Raw genomic sequence first — 13,040 nt, forward strand, 5'->3', positions numbered from 1 at the left:
CGCTCTCGGACAGCCGGGTGGCGCGGGAACTGGACCGGCTGATGATCGAGCGCGGCAAGCCGAAAATGGTGGTCAGCGACAACGGCAGCGAGCTGACCAGCAACGCCATCCTGACATGGGCCGATCAGAGCCGTGTCGCATGGCACTACATCGCGCCGGGCAAGCCCATGCAGAATGCCTTCATCGAGAGCTTCAACGGTCGGCTGCGCGATGAATTGCTGAACGAGACGCTATTCTCGTCGCTGGCCCAGGCTCGAGTCGCACTCGGATGCTGGCGGGCCGATTACAACGATGCACGACCACACTCGCAGCTCGGATGGAAGACGCCCTCCGAGTTCGCCTTCACCTGCCCGCGCCGGGACCTGGCGCTGCGCTATGCCGAGAGCTCCGCGCCAGCTCCCGTCGCTACCACCGCCCAACCGGGCAAATCCAACCGCCAGGGCGAACTCAGGACTGGATAAAACTTGGGGGCAAGGTCAAGCCGAATGCTTCCTTGATGCGTGCTGACGGCATAGCCGGCCGCGCCGGGTCGCTCGTCCGTCGATTGCAGAGCCGCGGCCGCTGGTGTTCTGCGCAACATGCGGCGTCACGTTCATCGAACGCAGCTCGCTAACGAAGTCTCTGCATCATAGGCTTTGTCGGCACCAAGCGTGATCATTGTCGGCCGGTCACTAGAGGCTCGATCATGTACAGCGCGGCCACCCGTTCGGCATGCGCGTTCGCCAGCGTCAAGCAGGCGTCTGGCGCGACGCAGCGGAGGCCACCAGCTTTGCAGCTCGCGCACACGAGCTGCCTAACAGGGAGCCCGGCGAACGCTCTACCGCACGACAATAATGACCGAAGACGGTGCTCCGAACCAACAACCGACCGGCCCAGAGTTATGACTTTCGAAGCCATGCATTTGGAGCGCAAGTAAGATTGCTCCCAAAGGCATCGGTATAATAGGTATCGATTAAAAACCCCGATTGCTCGACCAACTGCAAGCCATCAATGATCTCTTTATCTGCATTCATTGGATCGTCTTCAAACACATAGTAATCTCCTGACACAAGAAAGCGGTTCAGGTGTGAAAATATCGAAAATATTTGGACGTGCGCGTCATCGACCACAAGCCAAGGATGGGGTAACCTCATCAGCAAGTCTTCATCGAACGCGGCAGCGTCCGAAAGGTCTACCTGGTGAAACGTAAGATGGGGATGCTTCGCATTTTCATGGATGCATTTGGAGCGCCGATCGAAGGAGTGAACCTCACCTGACTTCTCACAAAGTACTGACATATGATCAGCAAACCACAGCCCGCTACCACCATGAAGCGAGCCGAGTTCTATAATCGTCCTCGGCTGAAGTTCCCAGATAAGCCTCGTATATAGAGCCAGATCAAAAGGGGTCTTGAATTGAATTATTCCTTTGTACGTCAGCGCCAGGGCTCCAAGTTTTATTGAGTGGGGCGTTTGAACCGGAAGTCTATGAAGCGGATCTCGATCGGATGCACTTGGAGCTATATACGACCAAGTCGCGGGAAACATCTTCGGGTTAAGAGATGACGTCCATCCTCGTGCCGATGGCTTTGCAAAGCGGTCGGAGGAGTCAGTATTCACGACGCTGTTTAGTGCGATTGCCCAGTAAAGGTTTCCACCTAGCTGCGTTTGATCGGGGTAGTTCTCGATGGCTGTCTCGCAAAACGCCTTGATTCCGGAAGCAAGTTTCATGGCTCTATCTCCATACTGCGCCTATTGTTGTCCCTTGGGAGCAGCTCGATCAGCTCCCTGGACAAAACCAACCAGATCACGGGCTACGTCCCTCGGGCAGCTACCAAATCAAATAGGCTAAGGGGTAACGGCGTTGTTGTCGCCGCTCGCTACCAGCGCCGCGGAGGGGCAGCGGCATGCCTTGGGCCAGGACCGGCGGGCATCCGAGGTCGCAGCGTCACGCGTAGAAGGTGGAGGAACAATCCTCGCTCTTAGCATATCAATCGCATCGGCGAGCGTCAGGCCGCGATGCAGCAGAACCATCGTCCGAAGTGACGGTGCCACTGGATGTCGAGGTGATCACGGCAGATCCGGTCGAGGCGGACGAAAGGGGCGTCGAATTCTTCGCCGAGCTTCTCCGGGAAGCCTGAGCGGTAGCATTGATGGGAATGATATTTGGTGCCGTGCCGCTTTCTCAGGATGTCGACGGGTTGAACTGCGGCGGTCGGAAGTGGGCAGGAAGCGGGGCTTCAGGAAGCCATCAATCAGTTGCTGGCAGGCGTCAATCTGGTGCTGACAAACCGCTTGCACTTTATGCGTCTTCCTGGCTAACCCGTACGAGCTTTTGCCAGTTCCAGGGCAGAAGATCGTCCAGGCTTGGGATAGCATGTCATTGATGCGCGTGAGTACGCCGGCGAGCTCGGTCCGCGGATCAACGTCGTTGAGCTTGGCGCTGTATGCCAACTCCCAAGCTATGCCGAGCGAGTTTGTTTTCCCCGAGAGTCACCCTGAGCGGCACTCAATCGGCTCAGCCTGCTTATCTTAGACCATACCTCTTCGCGGTAAGCTCGATTGCGACACTGATGGAAGAGCTACTTGCAGCGCTTTTGTGTGTCGCAAGGAGCTTCTCATGACGGTTCTTCGACAACGGATGCCGAGGGCATGCCGGTGCTTAATCTGTAGCCCGCACGCTCAGGCATCTCCAAAAGGTATCGCTCTTTGCACGCTAATTTCGCAGGTCGCCGCATGCCGTGACCCCCGAGCACATTCGGACCTACCAGATCTATCTCACAACCGAGAAGAAGCTGGCCCCAACTTGATCCATACGCTATTGCGGCGCTTCAGTTCCTTTACAAGGTTACACTCAAGAAAGCATGGCGCCTTAAAGGAGACATCTCGCTTCCGAAGAAGCACCAGAAGCTACCCGTCGTCTTGAGCTGAGGAAGTTGTGCATTTTCTCGTCTGCGTGGATTGCGGCAAACATCGGGTGTTCATGATCACTTGCTGCGCGGCATTTTCGGAGGCCGTTCGCCTGAAGGCCGCTGCCATTGACAGTGCCCAGATGGTTGTCGACCAGGTAAAGCTCGCAGGGTACGTGACGCAGTCGCCCTCGCTGCTGGAGATTCTGAGCAGCTAGTGGAGAGGCCGTTTGCGCGCAGGGATAGCTGTTCCCAAGTGTTCATCACGTTCGGCCGACCGCGAAGGACGCCGTTGAGGGTCTGCCAGAAGGCGCATCGTTTGGCTGGTCCCTCAGGACCTGTCACCGCACATTGGCTTCGGCACGCTTTCGCCGTGCATCTCCTCGAATCCGGCTCCGATCTACGGATCATTTAACGCCTTCCTGGTCATCGCGGCCTCGCCGCCACGGCCAGGTACCTGCGCATTGCTACCAACAAGATCTGCGCGACATCGCGCCCTCTAGACCTGTTGCCGTGGCCGGCTCGCGCTGAGCCACGGCCAGCACCGCCGAAGCAACTCTGATTCCCAGACCGATGGCCCGCTTGGGATCGGAGGGGGAACATATTCCGCTGTTAGGGGGTAGTCTATCGTGAAAGCCAGTGGAGCCGATGTACTGCAGAGCGTCGCGTCATGAGCGCGATCGAACTCTGTCGAATTGCGGCACTTGGTGCTGATGTCGAAAGCTGTGATCACTGTGACCACGAGCGCATTTGCTACGACGACTGTCGAGACCGTTACTGCCAAGCAGCATTTTCACGTGGCCTTCGCCGTATCGCAACCCACCGCTGCCATCGCCCTGCAAAACAATGGGTGTCTACAACATTCTGCTCCGGGCCGCCGCCGAGACGTTACGCACCATTGCGGCTGCCCCCAAGCATCTGCGCGCGCAGATCGGATTTCTTCGCAGTGCTCCATAACTGGGGGCAAGCGCTTTTTCACCATCCTGCATTTCGTGGTTCCGGATAGCGGAATTGTCCCGGATGGCCCGCGATGGCTTTCCTGCCGCTCTAATTTCTTCAGCCTGTCGCCGTGATGGCGCGTCTGTTTCGTCGGCTCGATCTCCAGCAGGCCTTCGATGCCTTCGACCTACAGTTCTTTTCTCTCTTGGAACCACTTCGGATACGCGATGCCTTCTTGCGTCACATTGCTCCCACCAAGAAAAAGGACTGGGTGGTCTACGCCAAGCGAACCTTCGCCGGACTGAAGAAAGCCCCGTTATATCACACGATATATGCGCCGCGTCGCCATCTCCAACGCCCGCCTGATCGATATCGATGACGACAAGGTTCAATTTCGTTGCAAAGACGATCGCGATCGCAATCGCCACAAGACTATGGCGCTTGATGCCAACGAATTACATCCGTAGGTTCCTGCTTCACGTGCATTCGACGGGTTTCAACGCATTCGCTATTTCGTGTCCTCGCCAACCGCTAAGGGTAATCGTGCCATGCTACGCTGCCTGAGGAAACATGCGGGCGATAGGTGCATCAATATAGAGCGCGCATTTCTCCGCGAACCGCCGCGCGAGATGGCGGGTCATTCCGACTTCGGAGACCCAGAGGTCGATCACAATCTGGCCGCCTAGGATTGCCGGCAGAATACCAGTCTCGAAAGCGGACGAGACGTGTTTTGCGGGCCGCAGATAGATGAACGTAATCTCACCGCCGCCAACTCCATCGGCGATGGGGGTCGCCGGTGCCGCGCTATCGGCGACGATTCGGCTTAGGCTCAGCGAGGTCGCGATGGGACCAGCACGCTTCGCGCAACCCGATAGTTCGATAAGAGTTCGTACCAGCATACCAAATCAGTCTATTTGGTTGACATGCCCAATATACCAGATATATTGTGATGTCGAAGCCGCTCGGATTAATTCAGTGCGGTTAGAGGAACGTGGCGAATAGCCGCCATCATTTGCGTCCGGGTCTGAGTCAGGAGGGCCTTGGAGCCTCGCAGGTGGGGGGCTGGTTTCTGCACTCGTTTCTGTTTTCAGCAAACAGTTGCCTGATAGCTCCAACCATCCGATCGGATGAGCATGCATAAGCTCGATGAAAAGTGGCTCTCGGTGCCGTACCAATTAGATTCTGGGTTCGGCGTTCGGGCTCACATCGGTATGGTCGTGATATCAAACGACCAGACTCTCTCTCATGAAGCCCGCGAGATGTTGCGCATCCCGGGCGTGGCCTTGTACGAAAGTCGCATTTCTAGCTCTCGGCGACGCGGTCAAACGGTGTCGACCGAAATCCTTGCTCGGCAAGCCGACCAAATCGATGGTGCGGTACGGCAAATTAACGAGATGCGTCCTTCGGACGTGATCGCCTTGGGCTGCACCTCAGCGAGTATGGTCATTGGTCAGGACGAGCTGCAGCGGCGGATCAGAAGCGTGCATCCGAAAGCTCTCGTCACTGACCCATTCACTGGGATCAAGGCCGCTTTAAGATCCCTTCGAGCAAGCCACGTCGCCTTTGTTTCTCCATATCCGCGGGAGGTCGCACTGCAGATGGTCCGAGCCATCGAGTCCACCGGCACAAAAGTTACGTCTATCTGCACTTTCTGCAATGAGACAGGCTTTATCGCCGATGAAGCTCCATTCATAAGCCCTGAAAGCATAGTTAAAGCTGTTCAGATCGCAGCCGCGCGCGCTGATGCCGACGTCATCGTTGTCGCCTGCACCCAGATGCGCGCCGCAGCCATTCTTACTAGAGCAGAGCAGGAAACAGGCAAGAGGGTCATTTCGTCGAACCAGGCGCTGTGCTGGCACGCCCTGCGGCTTGCCGGATGCGAAGATACTTTGGAGGGATGGGGAAGCCTATTCCAAAAGCCGATCCTTGCCGAATGAACGGTAATCTTCCGGTGGGACGACGTGGCGGCGGTCGGTACTTCCCTCGTTTGTTGAAGTTGACACATAGCGAGTTGATGGGGACCTGTGACCAGAGGCATCGCCTCAAACCAGTCAAGTTCGTTGGTTCGTCCGGCCAACACTAATCGTATTCATGCCAATGATGCCTGCCGAGCCTCAGCAATTCGACAGGACCTTCGCCGAAGACCGTCGGAACTCAGGAGAATGGTATTATGAAAGTGCTGTGCTTGTGGCACACAACAGACGAAGAGCTGAGATACATCAAGGATGCGGTGCCGCGCGGCACAGAAGTGGTGTCTGCTGAGGGAGAGTTCTTTTCGCGGTGGGAGAGCACATTCCAACAGTTGAAGCGCCACGCTGTGGATGCGGACGTGTTCATGGGCTTCGCTCTTCCAAAAGGCATCTTGGAGATTGCAAAGAACCTTAAGTTTTTGAATTGGCTGCACACGGGCGTGGATGACTTGGAACTGATTGGTGGTCTTGCTTTGGCTAAGCAACGCGGCTTCAAGGTTGCGAATATGCCCGGCGCCTACGCCCTACCACTTGCTGAGCAGGTGATGATGTTCGCGCTTGCCCTAGCCAAGAATACTTTGGTCAAGCATCAAGCGGCTGCGAATAATTTCCGGTACTTTCCCCCCCGCTCACCTGGGTATCGCTCAGCCATGCTCCATGGCCGTACGATGGGCCTGATCGGTGTTGGAGGCATTGGGACTGCTGTTGCTAAGCTTGCAAAGGGCTTCAGTATGCGCGTAATTGGTATCCGACGTCGGAAAGATAAGCCCGTGGAAAACATCGACGCGATGTGCGGAATGGATGAGCTACATTCTTTTCTCGGCGAATGCGACTACGTTGTCCTTGCGGTTCCGAGCACTGCCGATACAGATCAGATGTTCGGGAGGGCGGAAATCGAGGCGATGAAGCCATCTGCATTCTTGATCAACATTGCACGTGGTAACTTGGTTCAAGAGAAGGCGCTTTACGAGGCACTTACCTCCGGCCGCTTGCGCGGATATGGATCAGATGTGTGGCCCCGATATGATTATGGCCGAACCTGGCCAACCGGCGGTGCTCGACTTCCGATTCAGTCTCTTCCAAACGTCGTTGCATCAATTCATCAGGGCGGCGATGCGGACGACATGGAAGAACGCATTTTGGAGTTAGGCACTCAAAATCTAGTGGAGTTTTTGACGGGAAAGCCATTGACTTATGGGGTAAACATAGAATTAGGCTACTGAAAATGGACCGATTAGATGTCGCACAATCGCGTTCGTGACCAAACATCCCGCCAATCGTTCGGCCCCGCATCCCAGCGCACCGAGCCATTCCCTGGAACGTGCCCTTGGCCCGATTGACTTGCCGCCGAACTTTCATCCAGCGGCTGTTAGAGTGTCGGAGTTTTGTACGCCAAGTGGCGTCGGTGGAGTAACGGACGATCGGCGGAGCTCGTTTGGGTTGCGTGCCGATCATCCATTGCGGTGACGTGCGCGGCATAGGCTGCGGAGCAGGATTCGTTGAGCAGTTCATCGCGCAGCCGGCCCTTGAAGCTCTTGAAGAAGTCATTCTGCAGCGACTGTCCCGGCGCGAGGAAGGGCCAATCGATGACTGTGTCCTCGCTCCAAGCGAGCATGAATTGCAATGAATTTATGCCGTGGTCGGAGACGATCATTGCCAGCTTGCCGCGTGGCTCGACGATTGCCGTGAGCTCGCGGGCAATGCGTCGCCCGGAGATCGACGTCTGCGGAATCGCCCCCCAGGCACTCCTTGGTCACGTCGTCAACGATGTTGAGGATGAAGGCATCGGCATCGATCGCGAGCAGCAGCAGATCCGGTCGAGCGGGCTCATCGACACAGGTCTGGCCATGGATCGGGACGGCATAGCCGCCGCTTTGCACGCGCGAGGTTGTTGAACGTGTTCACCGACGGCGCCTCACAGTAGGCAAGCTTTTCCGACATTGTGTTGGCCATGATTAAGTTGTCTACAAAGACGTCGCCCGCGATTACGGCGTCGCGATCTAGTTCGCGGTTTGTCTCGCTCATGCCGATGCAAATTTGTTGAGGCGTTCAAGACCACCAGCCGCCCGTTCGTCCACGAGGAGATCGAACACCTGCAGGCGGTCCTTGTGATAGAAGCAGAGAACCGCGGGCACGGTCCTGGCGATCTTTTAGCCAATCTGAAAGAACCCTTCAAAAAAACTGAGCCCGGGGCCAAGTCTGCGCCAGATCAAGTTGTGTGTGTAGACCAATGGTGTGGCCCATTCGACAAGTTCACAACCTTTAAGATCGACCTGTCACCAGCATCATCAACTGCTGAACACCGAGCTCGGCGTTCTTGGTCCTAGTCTTTCGAAGCGAGCCTGGCTTCCATCGAGCCGTTTGCGCGGGCGACGTGTGGCCTGGGTTTGCATTGGCCGCTTTTGACGGAACACTACCAGCCGACACCCCACGAAATTAAGAACGCTTGGCTCGCCAGCGAAGCCGCAACTCCGAATGTCGGTGTCTGGCAACCGCAAATCAGCTGCTCGAAGCACAACCCTACCGCGGTCGAAATTCGAGCCCTTAGAGAGCCGTTAAGGCTCGGCATGCGTCGCGAGGGGCAGCGAGGCACTACTCGTGCCCGGTCAACTACCAACGCTATTAATTGATCTCGATAGCAGAAGCATGTCACCAATTAGCCTGCTCATCGCGGGTTGAGCCGAGCTCGTCTGTCTAATCAACATACGCACTTGGCGTGAGGATCGGTTCAATTCAAAGGGAGATAAGACATGTCGCGCAATCATGAGATGAAGCTCGGAGTGATGCTCTTTACTACTGGATATCACGAAGGTGCATGGCGCGATCCTAGCGTGCCAGCGAATGGTGGAGTTGATGTCAATTATTATACTCATCTAGCGACACTTGCGGAAGACGCGGCATTTCACTTTGTATTCCTCCCGGATAGCCCTAGCGTCTTAGAGCGATATGATGCACACGTAGCTCGTATAAGCCGAAACGATGGGTTTGAGCCGATCACGCTGTTGTCAGCGCTTTCATCGAGAACGCAAGAAATCGGCCTTGTCGGCACAGCGACCACGACGTACCACCAGCCCTATCATCTTGCACGGATGTTCGCCTCACTCGACCACCTATCGCGGGGACGTGCGGCCTGGAACATTGTCACCTCTGCATCTAAGTTCGAGGCTCCAAATTTCGGTGAAGATGAGCTTCCAGATCACGACAGGCGCTATGTTCGAGCGAGAGAATTCGTAGACGTTGTCAAGGGACTTTGGGACACATGGGAAGACGATGCTTTCGTTCGCGACAAGCAAAGTGGTATTTTTGCCGATGTTGGGAAGCTGCATTTGCTTAACCACCAAGGGGATTACTTCGCAGTCAGAGGCCCGCTGAATATTGCAAGGCCACCGCAAGGGTATCCTGTGCTGGTTCAAGCTGGCGCCTCCGATGCTGGAATGGTCTTCGCTGCAGAACTCGCCGAGGTCGTATTCGTGGCCGCGCCGTTTTTGGAACAGGGTAAACGATACCGCGCAACTCTCAAAGAGAAAGCGCGCGCAGTTGGGCGCGAGGACGATCAGGTGCTAGTCATGCCGGGCATTATCCCGATCGTTGGAAAGACCAAGCAAGAAGCATCTGAGAAGCTTCAAAGATTGCAATCGTATACGCACATCGACGTACAAATCGGATTGGCCGAGCGCTTGGTGGGCGTCGACCTGCATTCGATAAACCTTGATTCATTTGTTCCCGAGACTTTACCGCAGACGAATTTGGTCCAAAGTCGTCAGAGGGTGCTGCTCGACCTAGCCGCACGCCAGAAGTCGACCTGGAGACAACTGATCCACTTAGTATCGGAAACCAAGGGTCACCTCATGATCGTGGGAACACCGGACGAGATCGCCGATGAAATGGTGGACAACTTTGATCAAGGTGCTGCTGATGGATTCAACGTAATGCCGGCGACTCTTCCCGGCGGACTCAAGGATTTTATTGAGCTCGTCATTCCCGAATTGCGCCGGCGAGGCAAATTTAGATCCAGATACTCTGGGCAGAATTTAAGAGAGAATCTCGGTCTTAAGCGGCCAGTGAATCGGTTCACGGCAGCAAGTGTAAGAAGCCATTCGTGAAAAGTGCCGAGACCGTTGATGGGGCGGTGTTGACAAGGCGGCGGGCTTGGAAACTCAAGCTTTTGAGACACGAGGCCTCGAGGTCTGCAGTCGTCCGTGATGAACCTCCCAAGGGATTAAGACCTCCCAAGGGATTAAGTTGGAGTCGATTTTTGGAGCGCAGTGAGGTGTAAGATTGCAGTTTTATGGGACTGAAGGCTCGAAAGCTTGCAATTTCAGGGTTGAACGAAGCCGCTGGCGCGGCATTTGAGGAGAAGTGGCGACGACCGCCTCCTGTCTGAGAGGACTGAGGGTTTTTCAGAGCCCAACCCTTCAGACAGGAGGGTTATCATAGTCGAGCAGAGCCCTCGCCGCCGACGCATGATCGAGGATATGAGCGTCCGTAATCTGTCACCGCGACGCAACGATCATATCTCAACACTATCAAAGTTCAGCCGATATTTTGGCCGATCGCCTGCCTGATCATCTGGGCCTGGAGGATGTTCATGCGTTCAGGTTCATCTCGTGGCGACGGGGATGGGGATATCATGGCCGCCACTCAACCAGACCGCCTGTGCGCTGCGCTTTTCTACGGCGTAACGCTCGGGCCACACCGCGATTGCCGTGTGGATTCCGCCGCTTATGGCGCGACAATCAGGATGGGAGCGCGTATTGCCGCCGCCCAGCCGCTACTCGAGCACGTCTGGGTTGCGTCTTAGACGATGCGCAGGCGTGGCTTACACTCCTATCAGACACAGTTGCAGAGATATGATGCTGCCCACGATCGTGACGCAATGGATCGGCCAGACACCAATGATGTCGATAGAAGTCACGAATCCTGGCGCTCGCCTGATACTGAAGGTCGAAAAAAAACAATCCCGGTGGCTCAATGAAGGGCCGCATGGCACCAAGCATGGTTGATGGGACCGGCCCGATCTGACGACTCCCATCAAGGGAAGTCTACTCGCGCTAAGCGCAAGCCCGGAACATAGGCACGCAGTGCAGATACGTATTTCGTTTCCCCACAAAAAGTCTTTAGTGCGGAAGCCGTACAAGGCAGCCGGAGTCTCGCAAGAGATCTGTCCCCTCGCGTCGGCGTCTGAGACGAGCTCCTCAAGCCAGGCCAACGTCTGTGCATAGGGTGGCGCATAGGCGTGAGCGGCCATCATGTGGGGCTGCTCCGACCCCCAAGAGCAGCTGTTCCGGCGCGAGCTCCTCCAACAGTTTACCCGCAGCTGCCTTGGCCCAGCCATCTGGAACGCGGCCGATCCCCGACAGCTTCACCCACACCTCAGCACCTGCAGCGAGTGCCAGGAGCCGTTCCAAGCGCGGATCCCAAGCTGGATCGCGGGAGCTGTCCGCAAGTCCGAAGTCTCGGAACACCAGGCGATGCCCCTCGGCCAGGAGCAGCTCTGCCGTAAGCGCGAATTTCTCCGCACCTTTTGCTTTTGAGTGCTCTGATGCATGAGGTGTCCACCAAAATAGGTGGACACCTTGTGATGGCAGCGGATGATCAGAAACTGCGGGTCAGGCTTGTTGGCCGGAACGGTCGCCGGCGCTACGAGGCGGCATCGAAAGAGCGTCTTGTCACGGCCTACCTTGAGCCTGGGGTTTCGGTATCGAGGCTTGCGCTCGAACATGGGGTCAACGCGAACCTCTTTCGGAAGTGGATCAAGAAGCACACTGCGACCAGGTCGCTGCCGCCGTCCTCACGCCCGGCGTTCATCCCGGTTCAGCTTGAGGGGTCCGCCGATCGAGCCCTGTCGCGGCAAGACAGCGTGGCGACGGTGGATTTGCCGGCGACTTGCGATGAAGTGCGTGGTTCGGAACCCAAAGGGACTCCAGCTTTTTGTTCTCCGGCCAAAGTGAGCGTGTCGCTGCCGAACGGCGTGAAGCTCGCGCTGGAATGCGGCGATGTGGATGCATTGACGGCGATCATCGGAGCACTGGGCCATGTTCAGACTGGGCGGTGACCTGCAGGTCTATCCGCACCGTGAGCCGATCGACTTCCGGGCTGGCATCAACAGCCTTGCGGTCCTGGTCCAGGAGACGATGGCGCTCGATCCATTCACTCCGGCTGTTTTTGCGTTCTGCAATCGCCGTTGCGACCGGATGAAGTTGCTGTTCTTCGACCGGTCCGGCTTTGTGCTGGTCCTGAAGCGGCTGACCGAGGACAAGTTCCGATGGCCGCGCCGCCAGGAGGCGGTCGTCACGCTGACGACCGAGCAATTGCACTGGATCCTTGACGGCATCGACATCGATGCGATGGTCCGCCATCCGGTGCGGCAATATCAGGTTGCCGGCTGAGCTCTCGAGTTGAGCGGTTGACGCGTCGGTACGGTTCAGATTCAAGAATCCGATGAATCGAACCGGCGATCCGAGTGTTGAAGTGCTGTTGGCGCGCATTGCTGCGCTGCAGGCGGAGAACCATCAACTCGCCGACCGCGTCGTCAAACTCGAGGAAGAACTGGCGCTGGCACGCCTGCATCGTTTTGCGCCACGCAGCGAAAAGCACGTCGATCGTCTCTTCAATGAAGCCGAGCAGGCCGCCGATGAGGATGACGCCGGCAGTGAAACGAACAATATCGCCGAACTTCCGGACACGGGCTTGCCACCCGTCAAAAACACAACGGGAAAGAAGCGCGGCCACGGGCCTCTGCCGGCGAACCTGCCGCGTGAGCGCGTCGAGTATGACCTGCCCAACGATCAGAAGGCGTGTCCTTGCTGCCGTGACCAGATGCATCGCATGGGCGAGGCTGTCACCGAGCAACTTCATATTGAGGTGAAGGCGAAGGTTTTACAGAACGTACGCTTCAAATATGCGTGCCGCCATTGCGATCGCACCGGGATCAACGCCCCTGTCGTGACCGCGCCGATGCCGACGCAGCCGCTGCCGGGCAGCGTTGCCACGGCCTCAACGCTGGCGTTCGCGCTGGTTCATAAATATGTCGATGGCACGCCGCTCTACCGCCTGGCGCAGGCCTTCGAACGCGCCGGCGTTCCGGTCAGCCGCGGCGCTTTGGGTCGCTGGGTGATCGGCTCGAGCGAGAAACATCTGCGCGGCGGCGATCAGGGTGAGACTCCAGCGACAATCAGGATGAGACTGCGCCGATGGGGACGGACCGAAGGGAGGGCGTAGCCCGACCGGAGGACCGTCCCCAT

13 protein-coding genes and 4 pseudogenes are annotated in these 13,040 nt (G+C 56.9%); 13 read left to right on the forward strand and 4 right to left on the reverse strand.

Annotated features, from left to right (window positions below):
- Nucleotides 1–461 (forward strand): integrase core domain-containing protein (locus tag AC628_RS21120; RefSeq protein ID WP_143201717.1); only part of this gene is annotated, 461 nt, incomplete at its 5' end.
- 41 nt (nucleotides 462–502) lie between these two features.
- Here the strand turns inward: AC628_RS21120 and AC628_RS21125 are convergent.
- Both AC628_RS21125 and AC628_RS21130 read right to left on the reverse strand, forming a co-directional pair.
- A pseudogene (locus tag AC628_RS21125) lies at nucleotides 503–741 on the reverse strand (IS5/IS1182 family transposase); the annotation flags it as partial.
- Between the two features lie 137 nt (nucleotides 742–878).
- Nucleotides 879–1,709 carry a CmcI family methyltransferase gene (locus AC628_RS21130; RefSeq protein ID WP_083633053.1) on the reverse strand — a complete coding sequence of 277 codons (831 nt, stop codon included), beginning with the start codon at nucleotides 1,707–1,709 and terminating at the stop codon, nucleotides 879–881.
- Between the two features lie 1,207 nt (nucleotides 1,710–2,916).
- Between AC628_RS21130 and AC628_RS45390 the strand changes: the two genes are divergently transcribed.
- The 4 genes from AC628_RS45390 to AC628_RS21145 all read left to right on the forward strand — a co-directional run bounded on the left by AC628_RS45390 (nucleotide 2,917) and on the right by AC628_RS21145 (nucleotide 4,293).
- On the forward strand, nucleotides 2,917–3,105 hold the full coding sequence (locus tag AC628_RS45390) for a site-specific integrase (RefSeq protein ID WP_245321255.1): 189 nt from the start codon (nucleotides 2,917–2,919) through the stop codon (nucleotides 3,103–3,105).
- Between the two features lie 38 nt (nucleotides 3,106–3,143).
- Entirely contained in the window at nucleotides 3,144–3,302 is a 159-nt protein-coding gene (locus tag AC628_RS45395; protein ID WP_245321256.1) for a tyrosine-type recombinase/integrase, read from the forward strand.
- A 255-nt stretch (nucleotides 3,303–3,557) separates the two neighbouring features.
- Nucleotides 3,558–3,893, forward strand: a complete 336-nt coding sequence (locus AC628_RS21140; protein WP_074128695.1) for a transposase zinc-binding domain-containing protein — start codon at nucleotides 3,558–3,560, stop codon at nucleotides 3,891–3,893.
- A gap of 265 nt (nucleotides 3,894–4,158) precedes the next feature.
- The gene (locus AC628_RS21145; RefSeq protein WP_083633055.1) at nucleotides 4,159–4,293 is read left to right on the forward strand and encodes a transposase; all 135 of its coding nucleotides are present in this window, start codon (nucleotides 4,159–4,161) and stop codon (nucleotides 4,291–4,293) included.
- An 84-nt stretch (nucleotides 4,294–4,377) separates the two neighbouring features.
- On the opposite strand, the gene AC628_RS21150 is transcribed toward AC628_RS21145, so the two are convergent.
- A complete protein-coding gene (locus AC628_RS21150; protein ID WP_074128696.1) occupies nucleotides 4,378–4,725 on the reverse strand; it encodes an NAD(P)-binding domain-containing protein in 348 nt (115 codons plus the stop codon).
- Nucleotides 4,726–4,959: 234 nt separating this feature from the next.
- On the opposite strand from AC628_RS21150, the gene AC628_RS21155 reads away from it, so the two are divergent.
- Both AC628_RS21155 and AC628_RS21160 read left to right on the forward strand, forming a co-directional pair.
- Nucleotides 4,960–5,763, forward strand: coding sequence for a maleate cis-trans isomerase family protein (locus tag AC628_RS21155; protein ID WP_083633057.1), 804 nt, complete (start codon nucleotides 4,960–4,962; stop codon nucleotides 5,761–5,763).
- 233 nt (nucleotides 5,764–5,996) lie between these two features.
- Nucleotides 5,997–7,019 (forward strand): D-2-hydroxyacid dehydrogenase, encoded by a 1,023-nt coding sequence (locus tag AC628_RS21160; protein WP_074128698.1) that lies wholly within the window; start codon nucleotides 5,997–5,999, stop codon nucleotides 7,017–7,019.
- Between the two features lie 269 nt (nucleotides 7,020–7,288).
- Here AC628_RS21160 and AC628_RS45400 read toward each other — a convergent pair.
- Nucleotides 7,289–7,574, reverse strand: a pseudogene (locus tag AC628_RS45400) (integrase core domain-containing protein); the annotation flags it as partial.
- 972 nt (nucleotides 7,575–8,546) lie between these two features.
- Here AC628_RS45400 and AC628_RS21175 point away from each other — a divergent pair.
- From AC628_RS21175 to AC628_RS21200, 6 genes and pseudogenes are all read left to right on the forward strand, one after another.
- Nucleotides 8,547–9,899, forward strand: a complete 1,353-nt coding sequence (locus AC628_RS21175) for an LLM class flavin-dependent oxidoreductase (protein WP_074128701.1) — start codon at nucleotides 8,547–8,549, stop codon at nucleotides 9,897–9,899.
- A 360-nt stretch (nucleotides 9,900–10,259) separates the two neighbouring features.
- A pseudogene (locus tag AC628_RS46175) lies at nucleotides 10,260–10,486 on the forward strand (phage integrase N-terminal SAM-like domain-containing protein); the annotation flags it as partial.
- Nucleotides 10,487–10,649: 163 nt separating this feature from the next.
- Nucleotides 10,650–10,799 (forward strand): hypothetical protein, encoded by a 150-nt coding sequence (locus tag AC628_RS43035; RefSeq protein WP_245321257.1) that lies wholly within the window; start codon nucleotides 10,650–10,652, stop codon nucleotides 10,797–10,799.
- A 578-nt stretch (nucleotides 10,800–11,377) separates the two neighbouring features.
- The gene (gene tnpA / locus AC628_RS21190) at nucleotides 11,378–11,851 is read left to right on the forward strand and encodes an IS66-like element accessory protein TnpA (protein ID WP_168193417.1); all 474 of its coding nucleotides are present in this window, start codon (nucleotides 11,378–11,380) and stop codon (nucleotides 11,849–11,851) included.
- Nucleotides 11,832–12,185 (forward strand): IS66 family insertion sequence element accessory protein TnpB, encoded by a 354-nt coding sequence (gene tnpB / locus AC628_RS21195; RefSeq protein ID WP_074128704.1) that lies wholly within the window; start codon nucleotides 11,832–11,834, stop codon nucleotides 12,183–12,185. Before tnpA ends, tnpB begins: the two co-directional genes overlap by 20 nt.
- A 52-nt stretch (nucleotides 12,186–12,237) precedes the next feature.
- Nucleotides 12,238–12,936: pseudogene (locus AC628_RS21200) on the forward strand (transposase); the annotation flags it as partial.
- Nucleotides 12,937–13,040: the final 104 nt, after the last annotated feature.

Source organism: Bradyrhizobium sp. NAS96.2 (assembly GCF_001908235.1).
Lineage (GTDB): Bacteria > Pseudomonadota > Alphaproteobacteria > Rhizobiales > Xanthobacteraceae > Bradyrhizobium.